The organism is Pantoea sp. B623 (assembly GCF_024814475.1).
Taxonomy (GTDB): Bacteria; Pseudomonadota; Gammaproteobacteria; order Enterobacterales; family Enterobacteriaceae; genus Pantoea; species Pantoea ananatis.
The window spans coordinates 2,777,630-2,793,031 of sequence record NZ_JANUXM010000004.1; the positions used below are offsets into that span (position 1 = coordinate 2,777,630).

A 15,402-nucleotide genomic window follows, 5' to 3' on the forward strand; every position below is an offset into this window, starting at 1 on the left:
CGATGAAATCCACTTCACTTGATAAAGCCGCCCAGGCGGCGGGAATAGCGCTCACGTATTTCGATGCGAACGGTGAACCTGAAGCCATCAGCGATGATACCAAACGCGCCTTACTGGGCATAATGGAAAACCCACAGAAAGCCGGTAAATCTCCGCTGCCCCCCGTTGTGGTTTTTAGCGGTAACCGTAAACGCGAGCTGACGCCTCAGATGGACGGCAGCTTCCGCTGGCAGTTGCAGACAGAGAAAGGCAAAACCCTTAGCGGAACCCTCGAAGGCGGTGCGCCCTTTAAACTGCCTTCGCCTCTGGGGCAGGGTTATCACCAGCTGACCTTGAGCAAGGGCAAGCGTGAGTGGCAGACGCGTGTGATCGTGACACCGCGCCGTTGTTATCTGCCACCGGCCTTGCGCGCCGGAGAGAAACGCTGGGGGGCGCTGGTGCAGCTTTATACCGTGCGTTCAGAGAAAAACTGGGGCATCGGTGATTTTGGCGATCTGGAAATGTTGCTGGAGCAGCTTGTCGCACGCGGCGGCGACTTTGTTGGCCTGAACCCGTTGCATGCGCTCTATCCGTCCAGCCCCGCTTTTGCCAGCCCCTACAGCCCTTCATCGCGCCGCTGGCTGAATATTATTTACATCGATGTGGCACAGGTTGCCGATTTCCAACAAAGCAGCGCGGGTCAGAAGTGGTGGAAAAGTGCCAAAACCCAAAAGGCGTTAAAGCAAGCCCGTGAAAGCGAATGGGTGGATTATGACGCGGTTATGGCACTGAAAATTACGGCATTACGTCACGGCTGGGCCCGGTTCCAGTCGCGCGATGCGCAAGACGCACAGAAGCAGCAGTTTGCGGATTTCATCCAGCAGGGGGGCGACAGCCTGCGCTATCAGGCGGCCTATGAGGGTCTGCAGGCTGAAATGCAGGGGAAAGGTGCCACGCACGCGGGCTGGCCGGCCTGGCCTGAGCGCTGGCGTAACAGTCAGTCTTCTGACGTTCAGGATTGGTGCGCGCAGCACGCGGATGAGATTGCCTTCTGGCAGTGGTTACAGTGGCTGGCACAGCAGCAGTTCTCTCAGTGTTGGGCACGGAGCCAGGCGCTGGGCATGAGCGTGGGGCTGTATCGTGATTTAGCGGTCGGTGTGGCCGAAGGCAGTGCCGAAACCTGGCACGATCCGGAGCTGTACCGCCTTAAGGCATCAATTGGCGCGCCGCCTGACAGGCTGGGGCCGTTGGGGCAAAACTGGGGGCTGCCGCCAATGGATCCTCACGTATTGCAGGCCAGGGGCTATCAACCATTTATTGATATCCTGCGCGCCAATATGCGTGACTGCGGGGCGCTGCGTATTGACCACGTCATGGCTCTGCTGCGCCTCTGGTGGGTTCCGGCAGGTGAAACGGCGGATAAAGGCGCCTACGTCGCTTACCCTGTGCACGATCTGCTTGGCATTCTGGCGCTGGAAAGCCAGCGTTTGCGCTGTATGGTGATTGGTGAGGATCTCGGTACGGTACCTAAAGAGATCGTCAGCCTGCTGCGCGACAGCGGCGTGTTTTCCTGGAAAGTCTTGTGGTTTGAGCAGGAAAAACAGGGGACTTACCGTGCCCCCCAGGCCTATCCACGCCAGTCCATTGCCAGCGCCAGTACGCACGATCTTCCCACGTTGACCGGCTTCTGGAGTGCAGGTGATTTAGAGCTTGGCGAGAAAATCGGGCTTTATCCAGACGGGCAAACGGTACAGAACCTGCAGCAGCAGCGGATGAAGCAAAAACAGGCCTTACTGGATGCTCTGCATAAAGCGGGAGCCGTACCGTCGCGCAGCGCAAAGCGGGCGGATGCTCTGGCGATGACGGCCGAACTGAATCAGTCCGTTCACCGTTTTCTGGCGGACACGAACAGTGCGCTGCTGGGGCTACAGCCGGAAGACTGGCTGGGGATGACGACGCCGGTGAATGTGCCGGGTACGGTCGATCAATATCCCAACTGGCGGCGCAAGCTCGCGCAGCCGCTGGAACGCATTTTTGCCGACGATAACGTGAATAAACTGCTGGAAACCGTGACTAAACGACGCAAGGCAGGATAACGGATGCGCGCGACAGCCGGGCTGTCGCGCGTAAACATCAGTAGAAAGAGTGCTCGCCACGCTGATGTTCGGTGATATCGCGCACGCCTTTCAGCTGCGGGAACGCCGCCAGCAGTTCTTTCTCAATGCCGTCTTTAAGGGTGACGTCGATCATCGAACAGCCGTTACAGCCGCCGCCGAATTGCAGAATAGCAAAACCGTCGTCGGTGATTTCCATCAGCGAAACGCGACCGCCGTGGCCTGCCAGCTGCGGGTTAATCTGAGCCTGTAACAGGTACTCAACACGCTCAACCATCGGCGCATCATCGGAAACTTTACGCATTTTGGCATTAGGCGCCTTGAGCGTCAGCTGCGAACCCAGGTTATCCGTTACGAAGTCGATTTCAGCGTCTTCCAAATAGGGCGCGCTCAGCTCATCCACATAGGCTGACAGCTTTTCAAATTTCAGTTCAGTATCTGTCGCTTCTACCGCATCCGGTGGGCAGTAGGACACACCGCATTCGGCAGTTGGCGTACCCGGGTTAATCACGAATACGCGAATCTGGGTGCCATCTTCTTGTTTGGATAGCAGTTTTGAAAAATGCTCTTGGGCAGAATCAGTAATTCGGATCATGTCAGTTGCTCAATAGTTGACTAATTTAGTTGGTTATAATACGCCCATCATTCAGGCTCTACAAGGTACGGCACAGGCACCACACTTGCACGCTGGCTGCGCCTCGCCCCTGTAACAGGCGGCTGATTTCTCTGACCGTGCTGCCGGTCGTCACCACATCATCGATTAAGGCGATATGGCGTCCGTTAACATCCGTTTCAAGGCAAAACGCACCGCGTAGATTGCGGCGCCGCTGACGGGCACTCAACTGATGCTGAACGGCGCCGGCGCGCTGACGGGATAACGCCAGGCTGAATTCACACTCCAGCCAGCGTGCCAGCGGCGTTGCCAACAGGGCCGTCTGGTTGTAACCGCGCCGCCAGCAGCGTCGGGCATGCAGCGGAACACACATCAGTAAGTCGGGACGAACGGTCTGTCCTCTGCGATACGCATTGAGCCAGCTTAGCAAAAGCAGCCGGGCCAGCATCACCCTGAGTGCGGTAATACCCGAAAATTTTAATTGATTCACCCATGTGCTGAGCGGGGGCTGATAGTGGCTGACGCAGATTAGCGCCTGCCAGGGCGGCGGTCTAAGCAGGCAACGACCGCAGGGCAGAGCATCGGATACGGCAGGCAGGCCGCAGCACGGACACAGTGATGGCAGCCGTGGTAGCTGGCGCAGGCAAATGCTGCAGAGTCCATGCAGGGCAATCCGCAAGGGTAACTGACATAGCCAACACAGGGCGGGCATTGGTAGCATAGTGACCTCCTTATCAATCATGGAATAGTAACGGATGAGCTCACTTTACTGGCATACCTGTGGCGAAGGAGATGACGATCTTGTGCTGCTGCACGGCTGGGGACTGAATGCGGAAGTGTGGCAAAACATTGTGCCGCGACTCAGCGCACAGTTTCGCCTGCACCTGGTGGATCTGCCTGGCTATGGTCGCAGCCGCGGGTTTGCTGCCCTGTCGCTGGAACAGATGGCGCAGACACTGGTGCCCTTTCTGCCGCCTCGCGCTATTGTGCTGGGGTGGTCGCTTGGCGGGTTGGTCGCCACACAGCTGGCGTTGAGCGAGCCAGAGCGGTTACGCGCCCTGATTACGGTGGCTTCTTCGCCCTGTTTTACGGCCCGCGATGACTGGCCGGGTATTGCCCCCTTAACCCTGCATAACTTCCAGCAGCAGCTCAGTCACGATTTTCAGCGTACCGTCGAGCGTTTTCTGGCGCTGCAGACCATGGGAACGGAAACCGCTCGGACGGATGCACGTAAGCTCAAGGAGGTGGTATTGTCGCAGCCGATGCCAGACGTGGACGTGCTCAATGGCGGACTGACGATTCTGAGCGACGATGATTTGCGTGACAGGCTTACGGCCATTACGCTGCCCTTTTTGCGGATGTATGGCGCGCTGGATGGTCTGGTGCCGCGCCGGATTGTGCAGCAACTCGATCCGCTGCTGCCCACGTCGCCGTCTGTCGTAACGGACAAAGCGGCACATGCCCCCTTTATTTCGCACCCGGATGCGTTCTGCCAGCACATTGTTTCATTTATCAGCAAATTAGACAGATAACCCTGGCCCTCACTGGCAAATTTCTGCGCAGCGGCAATACTTCATGAGTGAGCAAGGCCGCTGCACTTCTATGCGATTAGTCAGGGAGATGACTATGCCGTTCGATATAGCCTTAAGCGATTTGCGGCTGCTTACATCTCAACAATGGATCATGAATGAGGGTAGACAAATGAAGGTTATGAAATGGGTTGTTGCATCAATGATGATGGGCGCAGTGTCATTCTCTGCTCTGGCGGCGAAAGAAGTCACCAAAGAAGAAGTGCAGAAGATGCATCTGACCAAAATCGGCACCGTAAATACCACGGCCGAAACCACGTCGCCGATGGATGCTAAGAAGAAGCTGTCAGAGGCCGCTGATGAGAAGGGTGGCAAATACTTCCTGGTGATCGCGGGTCGTGAGCACGGTAAGTTCAGTGCGACAGCGGAAGTGTACAAGTAATTATCGTAGCCACATGAATTGCCAGGCATCCAGCGTTACTGGCTGGGTGCCATCAATTTTCTCACCGCTTACCACATCCTGAAAAAGATGCGCCTCCGGTAACCGGGCTTCAATCTGCCTGCCACTGAGATTAAACACACACAGTAATTCATCACCGCCGTTATGCGAATAACGCTTCATGATGAGCAGGGCATTATCGCTCTGAAACAACGTCAACGGGTTGTCGGGATGAAAGGCCGTCTGGCGTCGACGCTGCTGAATCAGTTTGCTCAGCCGGGTATAAACCTGATGGCGTAAGCCTTCGCTGTTCACCAGTGCGTCTTCGATAGCGGAGAGCGAATATTTTTGCCGGTTAATGGCCCGGTTATGGCCTGCCTCACGTACGCCGTCATAGTCATTACGCGATCCCAGGATGCTTTGAATATAGACGGCTGGAACACCCGGAAAGGCCAGTAAAATAGCATGCGCCAGCATAAAGCGTTTGAGGCGCGTTTCGTCGTCATCGCCTTCACGGTTAAGCGCGTCGAAATAGGTCACGTTGATTTCGTATGGGCTGGTGCTGCCGTCAGGATTGTTTTTATAGGAGATCAGCGCCCCCTCCAGTGCCAGATCGCGCACCAGCGCCGTGATCTCCACCTCCGATAAAATCCCGCGTGCCGGATTAAGACCTATACCATCGTGCGAGGCCAGGAAGTTAAAAAAGGTTGTATTGCTATTGCCCACCTGCAGGGTGCTGGCCCATTGACGCAGAGCGCGAGCCGATCCGGTGTGGATGGCATGCAGCACCAGCGGCGGCAAGGAAAACTGATACACCATCTGGGCTTCGTCTTGCCCGTTCCCAAAGTAGCTGATGTTGTCTTTGTGCGGCACATTCGTTTCGGTGATGATGACGGTGCCGGGTGCGACCACGTCGGCAATGGCGCGAAACAGTTTGACCAGCAGATGCGTTTTTTCGAGGTGAATACAGTTCGTGCCCGGCGTTTTCCACATGTATCCCACCGCATCCAGTCGCACATAGTCCGCGCCACGTTTCAGATAGTCGAGTAGTACCTCTACCATGCGCATCAGCACCCTGGGACGGGCAAAGTTAAGGTCAATCTGATCGGCACTGAACGTGGTCCAGACAAAGCGGATTTCACCGTTTTCCAGCGTAAAGGGGGTGAGCAACGGTGACGTTCTTGGCCGCGTGACCGCGCTGAGGTCGGTGGTGGGCGGCAGGCTGATAAAAAAATCATCCCAGCCTTCATCCTGAGCAAGATAATGTTTAAACCACGCACTATGCGCTGACATATGGTTACAGACAAAGTCGAACATCAGGCGCGTTTCCTGATGCAGTAAGGCAATGTCCTGCCAGTCGCCACACAGCGGATCGACCTGATGGTAGTTAATGACCGAAAAGCCGTCGTCAGACGAATAGGGATAAAACGGCAGGAGGTGCACCAGCGGAAACGTGGCGTGCAAATGCTGCTGGTAGAAACGTGAAAAGGTGTTGAGTGTGGGTTTGCCCGGCTCGCGGAACTGATCGGCATACGTAATCAGCACCACGTCCTGCTCATCCCAGTGGGCCTTTCTCGGCAGCTTAGTGGTGTCACGGGCTTCAACGATCGTGGCGAGCAGGCGTTCGCGCATAGCCTGAGGAAAGGCATCGGCATAAATCTTATCGATTAAAGCAGTGATCTTTTCCATTATCAAAGGGTGCCACAGCAGGTGTCGTTATTATGACGGGCGTCTTTTTAGCGTAGCGTCAGGGCGGGGATTTTCAACTCAAACGTGCCAGGTCGGCCTGAAAAGCCAGTGCAAAGCAGCAGGCGTGAAGCCCCACGTCGGCAACCGCGCCCACGTCAGAAGGTAAACAGGGGCAGCCTGGAACGTTTTTTCTGTTCAGATAAAACGAGCGACCAGCGAGAGAAGGATGACAGTCACCTCCTTCTCCATGACGGGTATAAGAGGTGACTGCGTGGTGCGTAACTAGCGTTTTTTACCGAATGCCGCCGCTAGCGCGTCGCCCATGGCGCTGTTGCCTGCGGGCTGGCTGGCAGGACGTGCGCGGCCTTTGTTCGCGGCCGGACGTTTTTCTTCGCGTGGCGCACCGCTCTTCGCGCCACGCGCGTTGCCTTCTCCCGGCTGCTCGTCAAGGCGCATGGTTAAGGCAATGCGCTTACGTTGCAGATCCACTTCCATCACTTTAACTTTAACGATGTCGCCCGCTTTCACGACCTGATGAGGATCTTCCACAAACTTGTCCGACAGCGAAGAAATATGAACCAGGCCATCCTGATGCACGCCAATATCAACGAACGCACCAAAGTTGGTGACGTTGGTCACGGCGCCTTCAAGTACCATGCCTGGCATCAGGTCATTCAGGGTTTCCACGCCTTCGGCAAACTGTGCCGTTTTAAACTCAGGACGGGGATCGCGGCCTGGCTTTTCCAGCTCTTTCATGATGTCGGTCACAGTCGGTAAACCAAAGCGGTCGTCTGTGAAGTCCAACGCTTTCAGGTTACGCAGGCTGGTGGGATTGCCCATCAGCTCACTCAGCGCCTGCTCGGTCGCGGCCAGAATGCGTTCCACCACCGGATAAGCTTCCGGGTGCACCGTCGAGGCATCCAGTGGATTATCGCCGTGGTTGATGCGCAGGAAGCCAGCGCACTGCTCAAACGCTTTAGGCCCAAGACGGCTGACCTTGAGAAGCTGCTGACGGTTCTGGAAACGGCCGTTTTCATCGCGCCAGCCAACAATATTTTGTGCCATCATGCGGGTTAACCCGGCCACGCGCGTCAGCAGCGGTACCGAAGCCGTGTTGAGATCGACACCGACAGCGTTCACACAGTCTTCCACCACCGCATCCAGTTTTTTCGCGAGCTGGCTCTGGCTGACGTCATGCTGATACTGGCCGACACCGATCGATTTCGGATCGATTTTCACCAGTTCGGCCAGCGGATCCTGCAGGCGACGGGCGATCGACACTGCGCCACGCAGTGAGACATCCAGATCCGGAAATTCCAGCGCAGCTAATTCAGACGCGGAGTAGACTGAGGCGCCCGCTTCGCTGACGATCACTTTCTGGGCGGTGACCTGGGGAAACTGTTTTTGCAGATCCAGAAAGAAGCGCTCGGTTTCACGTGAGGCGGTGCCATTACCGATGGCGACCAGTTCCACCTGATGTTTCACGCACAGCGCCGCGACCGCTGCCGCCGCCTTGGCCGTTTGCCCGGTATGCGGATAAACTGTATCGGTGGCGACCAGCTTGCCGGTCGCGTCAACCACAGCAACTTTCACACCGGTACGCAGGCCGGGATCCAGGCCCATCGTGGCCCTCATGCCCGCAGGTGCCGCCATTAACAGGTCGTGCAGGTTACGGGCAAAGACGTTAATGGCCTCGTCTTCCGCACGCTCGCGAACGGTACCCATCAGCTCGGTTTCCAGATGCAGCATGACTTTGATGCGCCAGGTCCAACTGACCACGGCCTTGCGCCAGCTGTCAGCCGGTGCGTTATTCAGTCGCAAATTCAGGTGTTCCGCAATCAGGGTTTCACCGTGGCTTTCGCGCGGTGGCTCATCAAACTGCGGATCGGCATTCAGCGACAGCTGTAAAATACCTTCATTACGACCGCGCAGCATGGCCAGCGCGCGATGCGAAGGAACGCTGTGCAGCGGCTCATGGTGATCGAAGTAGTCGCGGAATTTCGCGCCTTCTTCCTCTTTGCCTTCCACCACGTTTGAGACCAGATGGGCATTTTTCCACAAATAGTGGCGGACTTTAGCCAGCAGGGCGGCATCTTCAGCAAAGCGCTCCATCAGGATATAACGCGCGCCATCCAGCGCCGCACGAACGTCAGCGACACCGTTATCCACATTCACATAGCCTGTTGCCAACTGCTCAGGGTCCTGTGAAGGATCCTGCCATAAGGTATCGGCCAGGGGTTCCAGCCCGGCTTCAATCGCGATTTGGCCACGCGTACGGCGCTTAGGCTTATAGGGCAGGTAGAGGTCTTCAAGTTCGGTTTTGCTGAGGGTGGTATTGATGGCATTCGCCAGGTCGTCGGTGAGTTTTCCCTGTTCCTCTATAGATTTCAGGATGGCCTGCCGACGCTCGGATAATTCACGCAGGTAGCTGAGGCGGGTTTCGAGCTGGCGGAGTTGTGTATCATCCAGGCCGCCCGTCACCTCTTTACGATAACGTGCGATAAACGGCACGGTATTCCCTTCATCCAACAGGCGGACGGCCGCATCAACTTGCTCAGGGCGCGCCTGTAGCTCACTTGCAATTAGCTGGCTAAGAACATTCATCATCGGACTATTATGCTTTCTGGGTTGAGAAATAGCCGATAGTTATACGGATTGATGGCTGAAATTGCCAGAGAAGCGGCCTGCTTTCAGCGATATTCTGAATCAGCCTTCAACATAGCTAATTTCATTGACATACCAGCATGCCGGGCCCGCTGGCGTTTCTACTACCGCCGCGTCGCCGACGGCCTTTTTTAACAGCGCCCGCGCCATGGGCGAGTCAATTGAGATGTAATCCTTGCGGCCAAAAATCTCATCGTAACCCACGATACGGAAGCGCTTCACATCGCCGTCATCGTTTTCGACTTCAACCCAGGCGCCAAAAAATACTTTGCCATACTGCTGGGGTGAATAATCCACAATGCGCAGTTGCTCAATGCTCTTGCTCAAATAGCGCACGCGGCGGTCAATTTCACGCAGGCGTTTCTTATTGTATTGATAATCCGCATTTTCGCTGCGGTCGCCGAGGCTGGCGGCCCAGGTCACTTTTTTGGTGACTTCAGGTCGCTCTTCACGCCACAGGTGATCGAGTTCAGCTTTTAAGGTGTTGAAACCTTCTCGGGTAATCAGTCGGGTTCTCATGGTACAAGCCGGTCAAATCGAAAGAGGATCAGTGTAAAGCAAATCGTGCGTGGCGAAAAAGAGGTGGGAAAAGGGTTTTTTACCTGTTAAAAAACCCTTATACGGCAATGACAGAGGAGGGGGCTGTCATATCCAGACCGGTGCGGTTCCGTGGCGGCAGGAATTACTTACCGGCTTTGGTCGAGGTGGTCGTCGAGGTGCTGCTGTTGGTGCCGTCACCGCCGCCGCCGCCAGCCGTTGCCAGTCCAACGCCCAGCAGAGCGGCGACTGCGCCAATACCAATCGCGTTGGAGTTACCCTGAGCGGTGGTCGTTGCCTGTGCGCCCGCGGCTTCACCGGTTGCGGTAGCGGCATAAGTCTGACCGACGCTGGCCAAAGCCAGTGCGCTCAGCAGTAAAATCGTTTTTTTCATTATGGTTTCCCCGTAAAGCGGCAAGTTGGTGTCGCTATAGTGTGGGTGAAATCCATTGGGCCGCAAAGCGGGCTTTACTGTTTGATTTATCTCTCTTTACCTGCAGATGGCCTTGTTCGGGAGGCTTATCAAACTAATCCGAGAGAGGTCGCGTATTAACCTGTTTTTTTTCCGAATATTATGCTGTTATCAGTCTAAAAAACCGGACTATCCGGGATTCGTCGTCAGATACGAACGTCATTTAAGTCAAATTTTCTGGCAAGCGCTTGAATTTGCAAGTGCTGTGCCACGGTGTGCCGCGTCTAAACCAGTGAATAGCGGAATTTTACCCAATATTTCAGATTTGCCGTATTCTGTTCAACGCCGTGGTCATTACGCAGCTTGCCCGGCCGTCAGACCAAAATTTAAATATAAGCTGCTGTTTAATATGCTTTGTAACAATTTTGACTAGAATATAAACCATTAAACACTGTCACTGTGCCGCATCTTTTTTTAACAATATCGGCTCAGGCAATAGCGCCTTTGGGAGTTAAAAATGCAAGAAAACTACAAGATTCTGGTCGTCGATGACGATATGCGTTTACGTGCACTATTAGAGCGCTATCTTACCGAGCAGGGCTTTCAGGTGCGCAGTGTCGCCAACGCCGAGCAGATGGACCGTCTGTTAACCCGCGAATCCTTCCATTTAATGGTGCTTGATCTGATGCTGCCTGGCGAAGATGGTCTTTCCATTTGCCGCCGCCTGCGCAGTCAGAGCAACCCGATGCCTATCATTATGGTGACCGCCAAGGGCGAAGAAGTGGATCGCATCGTTGGGCTGGAAATCGGTGCTGACGACTATATTCCAAAGCCGTTCAACCCACGTGAGCTGCTGGCGCGTATTCGTGCGGTATTGCGCCGTCAGGCCAATGAACTGCCCGGTGCGCCGTCTCAGGAAGAAGCGGTCATCGCTTTTGGCAAGTTCAAGCTTAACCTGGGCACGCGTGAGATGTTCCGTGAAGACGAACCTATGCCGTTGACCAGCGGTGAATTTGCCGTTCTCAAGGCGCTGGTAAGCCATCCACGTGAGCCGCTGTCGCGCGATAAGCTGATGAATCTGGCCCGTGGTCGTGAGTACAGCGCCATGGAACGTTCTATCGACGTGCAGATTTCCCGCCTGCGACGCATGGTGGAAGAAGATCCGGCCCATCCACGCTACATCCAGACCGTTTGGGGCCTGGGCTATGTATTTGTTCCGGACGGCAGTAAAGCATGAGGCGGCTGCGCTTCTCGCCACGAAGTTCATTTGCACGCACCCTGTTGTTGATCGTTACCTTGCTGTTCGTCAGCCTGGTAACGACCTACCTGGTGGTGCTGAACTTTGCCATTCTTCCCAGCCTGCAACAGTTTAATAAAGTCCTCGCCTACGAAGTGCGTATGCTGATGACCGACCGTTTACAACTGGAAGATGGTACGCAGCTGGAAGTGCCGCCCGCTTTTCGTCGCGAAATTTATCGTGAACTGGGTATTTCGCTTTATACCAATGCGGCGGCAGAGGAGAGCGGACTGCGCTGGGCGCAGCACTACAAATTCCTTAGCGATCAGATGGGCCAGCAGCTTGGCGGCCCGACAGACGTTCGCGTCGAGGTCAACAAAAACTCCCCTGTTGTCTGGCTCAAAACCTGGCTATCGCCCGACATTTGGGTACGGGTGCCGTTAACGGAAATTCATCAGGGTGATTTCTCGCCGCTGTTCCGCTATACCCTGGCGATAATGTTGCTGGCGATAGGCGGCGCATGGCTTTTTATCCGCATCCAGAACCGCCCGTTAGTCGATTTAGAACATGCCGCATTACAGGTGGGCAAGGGCATTATTCCTCCACCATTACGTGAATACGGTGCGTCAGAGGTGCGTTCGGTGACGCGCGCGTTTAACCAAATGGCGGCGGGCGTTAAGCAGCTTGCCGATGACCGCACTTTATTGATGGCGGGCGTCAGCCACGATTTACGCACCCCTTTGACGCGCATCCGGCTCGCGACGGAAATGATGAATGAGCAGGATGGCTACCTGGCAGAGTCGATTAACAAAGACATCGAAGAGTGCAATGCCATCATCGAGCAGTTCATCGATTACCTGCGCACCGGGCAGGAGATGCAGACTGAGCTGGCCGATCTCAACAGCGTGCTGGGCGAAGTAGTGGCCGCAGAAAGCGGTTATGAACGTGAAATTGAAAACGCCGTCATGGCAGAAGAGCTCATGCTGGAGATTAATCCCCTTTCGATTAAGCGCGCCCTGGCTAACCTGGTGGTGAACGCGGCGCGTTACGGCAACGGCTGGATCAAAGTCAGCAGCGGACGCGAGCTGCATAGGGCCTGGTTCCAGGTTGAAGATGACGGTCCCGGCATTAAGCCGGATCAGCTGGCGCATCTCTTTCAGCCATTTGTGCGCGGTGACAGCGCACGCAGCACCAGCGGCACGGGCCTTGGGCTGGCGATCGTCCAGCGCATTATTGATGCGCATCAGGGTTCGCTAGAGATCGGTGACAGTGAACGCGGCGGATTACGTATCCGTGCCTGGTTACCCTTAGCGGAAAGCCCGGAGTCGGGCGCCAACAACAGCAACCTTGCACTGAGTTAAACAGCAGCGGCGCGGCCTGTTAAGCCGCGCCGCTGTGATTAACGCTGAGGACCTGCTTTTACCAACGCGGCACCGGCCGCATTATCGGTATATTTTTCAAAGTTAGTGATAAAGCGCTGGGCTAAATCATCTGCCGCCGCGTGCCACTTCTCTTCGCTTTCCCAGGTACGACGTGGGTCGAGCGTTTCGGCATCCAGATCGCCCAACGTTTTTGGCACCTGCAGGTTAAATACCGGCAGCGTTTCCGTTGGCGCATCGTCCAGTTCACCGGCCAGAATGGCGTTGATGATGGCACGGGTATTTTTCAGTGAGATACGCTTGCCACTGCCGTTCCAGCCCGTATTAACCAGATAAGCCTGCGCGCCCGCCGCTTCCATGCGTTTCACCAACACTTCTGCATACTGTGTAGGATGCAGCGTCAGGAAGGCTGCGCCAAAACAGGCTGAGAAGGTTGGCGTTGGCGCCGTTACTCCGCGCTCCGTGCCTGCCAGCTTCGCTGTAAAGCCCGACAGGAAATGATACTGAGTCTGCTCTGGCGTCAGTCTGGAGACGGGCGGCAGCACGCCAAAGGCGTCGGCGGTCAGGAAAATGACTTTCTTCGCATGGCCTGCTTTGGAAACCGGCTGAACAATATTGTCGATATGGTTAATCGGATAGGACACACGGGTGTTTTCGGTTTTGCTGCCGTCAGCAAAATCGATGCTGCCGTCTTCACGTACCACGACGTTTTCCAGTAAGGCGTTACGACGAATGGCGCGATAGATTTCCGGCTCAGCCTGTTCAGAAAGGTTAATCGTTTTCGCGTAACAGCCGCCTTCAAAGTTGAACACGCCGTCATCGTCCCAGCCGTGTTCGTCGTCACCGATTAACTGGCGGTCCGGATCGGTAGAAAGCGTGGTTTTACCCGTGCCGGACAGTCCAAAGAATACCGCGACATCGCCTGCTTTACCCACGTTGGCGGAGCAGTGCATAGAGGCAATGCCCTTCAGCGGCAGCAGATAGTTCATCACCGCGAACAGCCCCTTCTTCATTTCTCCGCCGTACCATGTGCCGCCAATCAGCTGCATACGTTCGGTCAGGTTAAAGGCAACAAAGTTCTCGGAATGCAGCCCTTGTGCCTGCCAGTCAGGGTTGGTGCATTTAGCCCCATTCATCACTACAAAATCGGGCGTGAAGTTATCCAGCTCAGCCGCGCTCGGTTGAATGAACATGTTTTTGACGAAATGCGCCTGCCAGGCAACCTCGGTAACAAAACGCACGCTCAGGCGTGAATCCGGGTTAGCCCCGCAGAAGGCATCAATAACGAACAGACGCTTCCCTGAGAGCTGCCGGGTCACGCATTTTTTCAGCGCCTGCCAGGTTTCCTGGGACAGGGGCTGATTATCGTTCTTTCCGGTTCCTTGATCGTTCCACCACAGCGTATCGCGCGTGGTGTCATCACGCACAATGTACTTATCCTTGGGCGAGCGCCCGGTAAAAATCCCGGTATCAACGGCGATTGCGCCGCTCTGCGTCAGGGTGCCACGCTCAAAACCTTCGAGCTCCGGACGCATCTCTTCCTGAAATAGCGTAGCGTAATCAGGGTTATGAACCACCTCAGTGGTATCGGTGATGCCCAGATCGGCAAGGGCTTTCGAGGTCAGGCCGTTAACGCGCATTTTACTGCTCCTTAAATCGGTGTCTGTTCTGTAGGGCAAAGAGAGTTTGGGATCGCGTCCTTAAAATGCCACAGAGTGAGAGGCGGAGACGCGATCGCGCGCAGTTTACGCTACTGTGCCAGGCGAGAAAGGCTTGTTCGTTAAAAATGAGACTTAGGGCGCGTTAAGGATATGTTTCGAACGTTTTTAAGATGTTATGAAAGTAAAAAAAGATAATTTGCTAAGTAAATTAATGGCATAGCAGTGAGGCAGGCAGGGCGGCATAACCGCCCTGGTCCGATCAGTGAAGTCGATTGCTGTTCTCAACGGAGTTGCTGCGGATCCCGGCAATGTCTACCGCATCGAATACGTAATGCGAGCCACAATAGTCGCAGTTCATATCGATTTTGCCATCTTCTGCAATGATCTCGTCAACTTCTTCCTGCGGCAGGGTTTTCAGCACCTCGCCACAGCGTTCGCGTGAACATGTGCATTTATAAACAACCGGCTGCGGATCGTAAACGGTCACCTCTTCCTGGTGATAAAGCCGCCACAGGACATCGGTTGCAGGCAAATCAATCAGCTCTTCGGTTTTAATGGTTTCTGTCAGCGTCGCCAGATGCTCAAAGTCATCTTTACTCGTGTCCTGAGCCGGTAGGACCTGCAGCAGAATCCCGGCTGCGCCTGCGTCGCTGGTGCGGATAAACAGTCGGGTCGGCAATTGCTCGGAGCGCATAAAGTAGTCTTCCAGACAGTCGCTCAGCGTGTCACCTTCCAGTCCTACCACGCCTTGATAACGCTCGCCCTTTTCAGGCGTGATGGTGATAACCAGATAGCCGTTACCCACCATGCTTTTGAGCGTGCTGTCGTCAGGAATGTCACCTTTCATGCGGGCTATGCCACGTAACTCCTGCTGATTATTACCATTGATCACGGCTAAGGTCAGGGGGCCATCGCCTTGAAGCTGTACGGTAATTTCCCCGTCAAATTTAAGCGTGGCGGTCAGCAAGCTGGTTGCCACCAGTAACTCCCCCAGCAGCGTTTGTACGGCTGGCGGGTAGTCGTGATTTTTAAGGATAGCGTGCCAGGTGTTTGAAACATTAACCAGTTCGCCGCGGACGGCAGCATTTTCAAACAAATAGCGGCGCAGTTGATCTTGTACAGACATAGTTTTTCTCTCTTTTGGCGGAC

13 protein-coding genes are annotated in these 15,402 nt (G+C 55.2%); 5 read left to right on the plus strand and 8 right to left on the minus strand.

Annotation, left to right across the window (positions count from 1 at the left end; translation table 11 throughout):
* The first annotated feature begins 2 nt into the window (after nucleotides 1-2).
* Nucleotides 3-2,075 carry a 4-alpha-glucanotransferase gene (malQ, locus tag NXS97_RS14615; RefSeq protein WP_112900588.1) on the plus strand — a complete coding sequence of 691 codons (2,073 nt, stop codon included), beginning with the start codon at nucleotides 3-5 and terminating at the stop codon, nucleotides 2,073-2,075.
* Between the two features lie 37 nt (nucleotides 2,076-2,112).
* Here malQ and nfuA read toward each other — a convergent pair whose 3' ends face one another.
* Both nfuA and gntX read right to left on the minus strand, forming a co-directional pair.
* A complete protein-coding gene (gene nfuA, locus NXS97_RS14620; RefSeq protein WP_013027528.1) occupies nucleotides 2,113-2,688 on the minus strand; it encodes a Fe-S biogenesis protein NfuA in 576 nt (191 codons plus the stop codon).
* 58 nt (nucleotides 2,689-2,746) lie between these two features.
* Nucleotides 2,747-3,427 carry a DNA utilization protein GntX gene (gene gntX / locus NXS97_RS14625; RefSeq protein ID WP_105080837.1) on the minus strand — a complete coding sequence of 227 codons (681 nt, stop codon included), beginning with the start codon at nucleotides 3,425-3,427 and terminating at the stop codon, nucleotides 2,747-2,749.
* A 34-nt stretch (nucleotides 3,428-3,461) separates the two neighbouring features.
* Between gntX and bioH the strand changes: the two genes are divergently transcribed.
* Nucleotides 3,462-4,238, plus strand: coding sequence for a pimeloyl-ACP methyl ester esterase BioH (gene bioH / locus NXS97_RS14630; protein ID WP_013027526.1), 777 nt, complete (start codon nucleotides 3,462-3,464; stop codon nucleotides 4,236-4,238).
* A 169-nt stretch (nucleotides 4,239-4,407) separates the two neighbouring features.
* Nucleotides 4,408-4,677 (plus strand): YdgH/BhsA/McbA-like domain containing protein, encoded by a 270-nt coding sequence (locus NXS97_RS14635; protein WP_026021071.1) that lies wholly within the window; start codon nucleotides 4,408-4,410, stop codon nucleotides 4,675-4,677.
* Here NXS97_RS14635 and NXS97_RS14640 read toward each other — a convergent pair whose 3' ends face one another.
* The 4 genes from NXS97_RS14640 to yjbE all read right to left on the minus strand — a co-directional run bounded on the left by NXS97_RS14640 (nucleotide 4,678) and on the right by yjbE (nucleotide 9,958).
* Nucleotides 4,678-6,363 carry an alpha-amylase family glycosyl hydrolase gene (locus NXS97_RS14640; protein ID WP_259232295.1) on the minus strand — a complete coding sequence of 562 codons (1,686 nt, stop codon included), beginning with the start codon at nucleotides 6,361-6,363 and terminating at the stop codon, nucleotides 4,678-4,680.
* Nucleotides 6,364-6,645: 282 nt separating this feature from the next.
* The gene (locus NXS97_RS14645; protein ID WP_014604848.1) at nucleotides 6,646-8,970 is read right to left on the minus strand and encodes a Tex family protein; all 2,325 of its coding nucleotides are present in this window, start codon (nucleotides 8,968-8,970) and stop codon (nucleotides 6,646-6,648) included.
* 99 nt (nucleotides 8,971-9,069) lie between these two features.
* On the minus strand, nucleotides 9,070-9,546 hold the full coding sequence (gene greB, locus NXS97_RS14650; protein ID WP_112900585.1) for a transcription elongation factor GreB: 477 nt from the start codon (nucleotides 9,544-9,546) through the stop codon (nucleotides 9,070-9,072).
* Between the two features lie 163 nt (nucleotides 9,547-9,709).
* Nucleotides 9,710-9,958: an exopolysaccharide production protein YjbE gene (gene yjbE / locus NXS97_RS14655; protein WP_014604850.1), complete on the minus strand. Its 249-nt coding sequence runs from the start codon at nucleotides 9,956-9,958 to the stop codon at nucleotides 9,710-9,712.
* Nucleotides 9,959-10,493: 535 nt separating this feature from the next.
* Between yjbE and ompR the strand changes: the two genes are divergently transcribed.
* On the plus strand, nucleotides 10,494-11,213 hold the full coding sequence (ompR, locus tag NXS97_RS14660; RefSeq protein ID WP_001157751.1) for a two-component system response regulator OmpR: 720 nt from the start codon (nucleotides 10,494-10,496) through the stop codon (nucleotides 11,211-11,213).
* Entirely contained in the window at nucleotides 11,210-12,574 is a 1,365-nt protein-coding gene (gene envZ / locus NXS97_RS14665; protein ID WP_013027520.1) for a two-component system sensor histidine kinase EnvZ, read from the plus strand. Before ompR ends, envZ begins: the two co-directional genes overlap by 4 nt.
* Nucleotides 12,575-12,612: 38 nt before the next feature.
* On the opposite strand, the gene pckA is transcribed toward envZ, so the two are convergent.
* Both pckA and hslO read right to left on the minus strand, forming a co-directional pair.
* Nucleotides 12,613-14,232: a phosphoenolpyruvate carboxykinase (ATP) gene (gene pckA, locus NXS97_RS14670; RefSeq protein ID WP_019106462.1), complete on the minus strand. Its 1,620-nt coding sequence runs from the start codon at nucleotides 14,230-14,232 to the stop codon at nucleotides 12,613-12,615.
* A 280-nt stretch (nucleotides 14,233-14,512) separates the two neighbouring features.
* Nucleotides 14,513-15,379, minus strand: coding sequence for an Hsp33 family molecular chaperone HslO (gene hslO, locus NXS97_RS14675; protein ID WP_112900584.1), 867 nt, complete (start codon nucleotides 15,377-15,379; stop codon nucleotides 14,513-14,515).
* Between the last annotated feature and the right edge of the window lie 23 nt (nucleotides 15,380-15,402).

Bases quoted from the DNA above. Each gene is read 5' to 3' on its own strand.
- malQ (WP_112900588.1), top strand. From the start codon at position 3: ATGAAATCCACTTCACTTGATAAAGCCGCCCAGGCGGCGGGAATAGCG.
- nfuA (WP_013027528.1), bottom strand. From the start codon at position 2,688: ATGATCCGAATTACTGATTCTGCCCAAGAGCATTTTTCAAAACTGCTA.
- gntX (WP_105080837.1), bottom strand. From the start codon at position 3,427: ATGCTACCAATGCCCGCCCTGTGTTGGCTATGTCAGTTACCCTTGCGG.
- bioH (WP_013027526.1), top strand. From the start codon at position 3,462: ATGAGCTCACTTTACTGGCATACCTGTGGCGAAGGAGATGACGATCTT.
- NXS97_RS14635 (WP_026021071.1), top strand. From the start codon at position 4,408: ATGAAGGTTATGAAATGGGTTGTTGCATCAATGATGATGGGCGCAGTG.
- NXS97_RS14640 (WP_259232295.1), bottom strand. From the start codon at position 6,363: ATGGAAAAGATCACTGCTTTAATCGATAAGATTTATGCCGATGCCTTT.
- NXS97_RS14645 (WP_014604848.1), bottom strand. From the start codon at position 8,970: ATGATGAATGTTCTTAGCCAGCTAATTGCAAGTGAGCTACAGGCGCGC.
- greB (WP_112900585.1), bottom strand. From the start codon at position 9,546: ATGAGAACCCGACTGATTACCCGAGAAGGTTTCAACACCTTAAAAGCT.
- yjbE (WP_014604850.1), bottom strand. From the start codon at position 9,958: ATGAAAAAAACGATTTTACTGCTGAGCGCACTGGCTTTGGCCAGCGTC.
- ompR (WP_001157751.1), top strand. From the start codon at position 10,494: ATGCAAGAAAACTACAAGATTCTGGTCGTCGATGACGATATGCGTTTA.
- envZ (WP_013027520.1), top strand. From the start codon at position 11,210: ATGAGGCGGCTGCGCTTCTCGCCACGAAGTTCATTTGCACGCACCCTG.
- pckA (WP_019106462.1), bottom strand. From the start codon at position 14,232: ATGCGCGTTAACGGCCTGACCTCGAAAGCCCTTGCCGATCTGGGCATC.
- hslO (WP_112900584.1), bottom strand. From the start codon at position 15,379: ATGTCTGTACAAGATCAACTGCGCCGCTATTTGTTTGAAAATGCTGCC.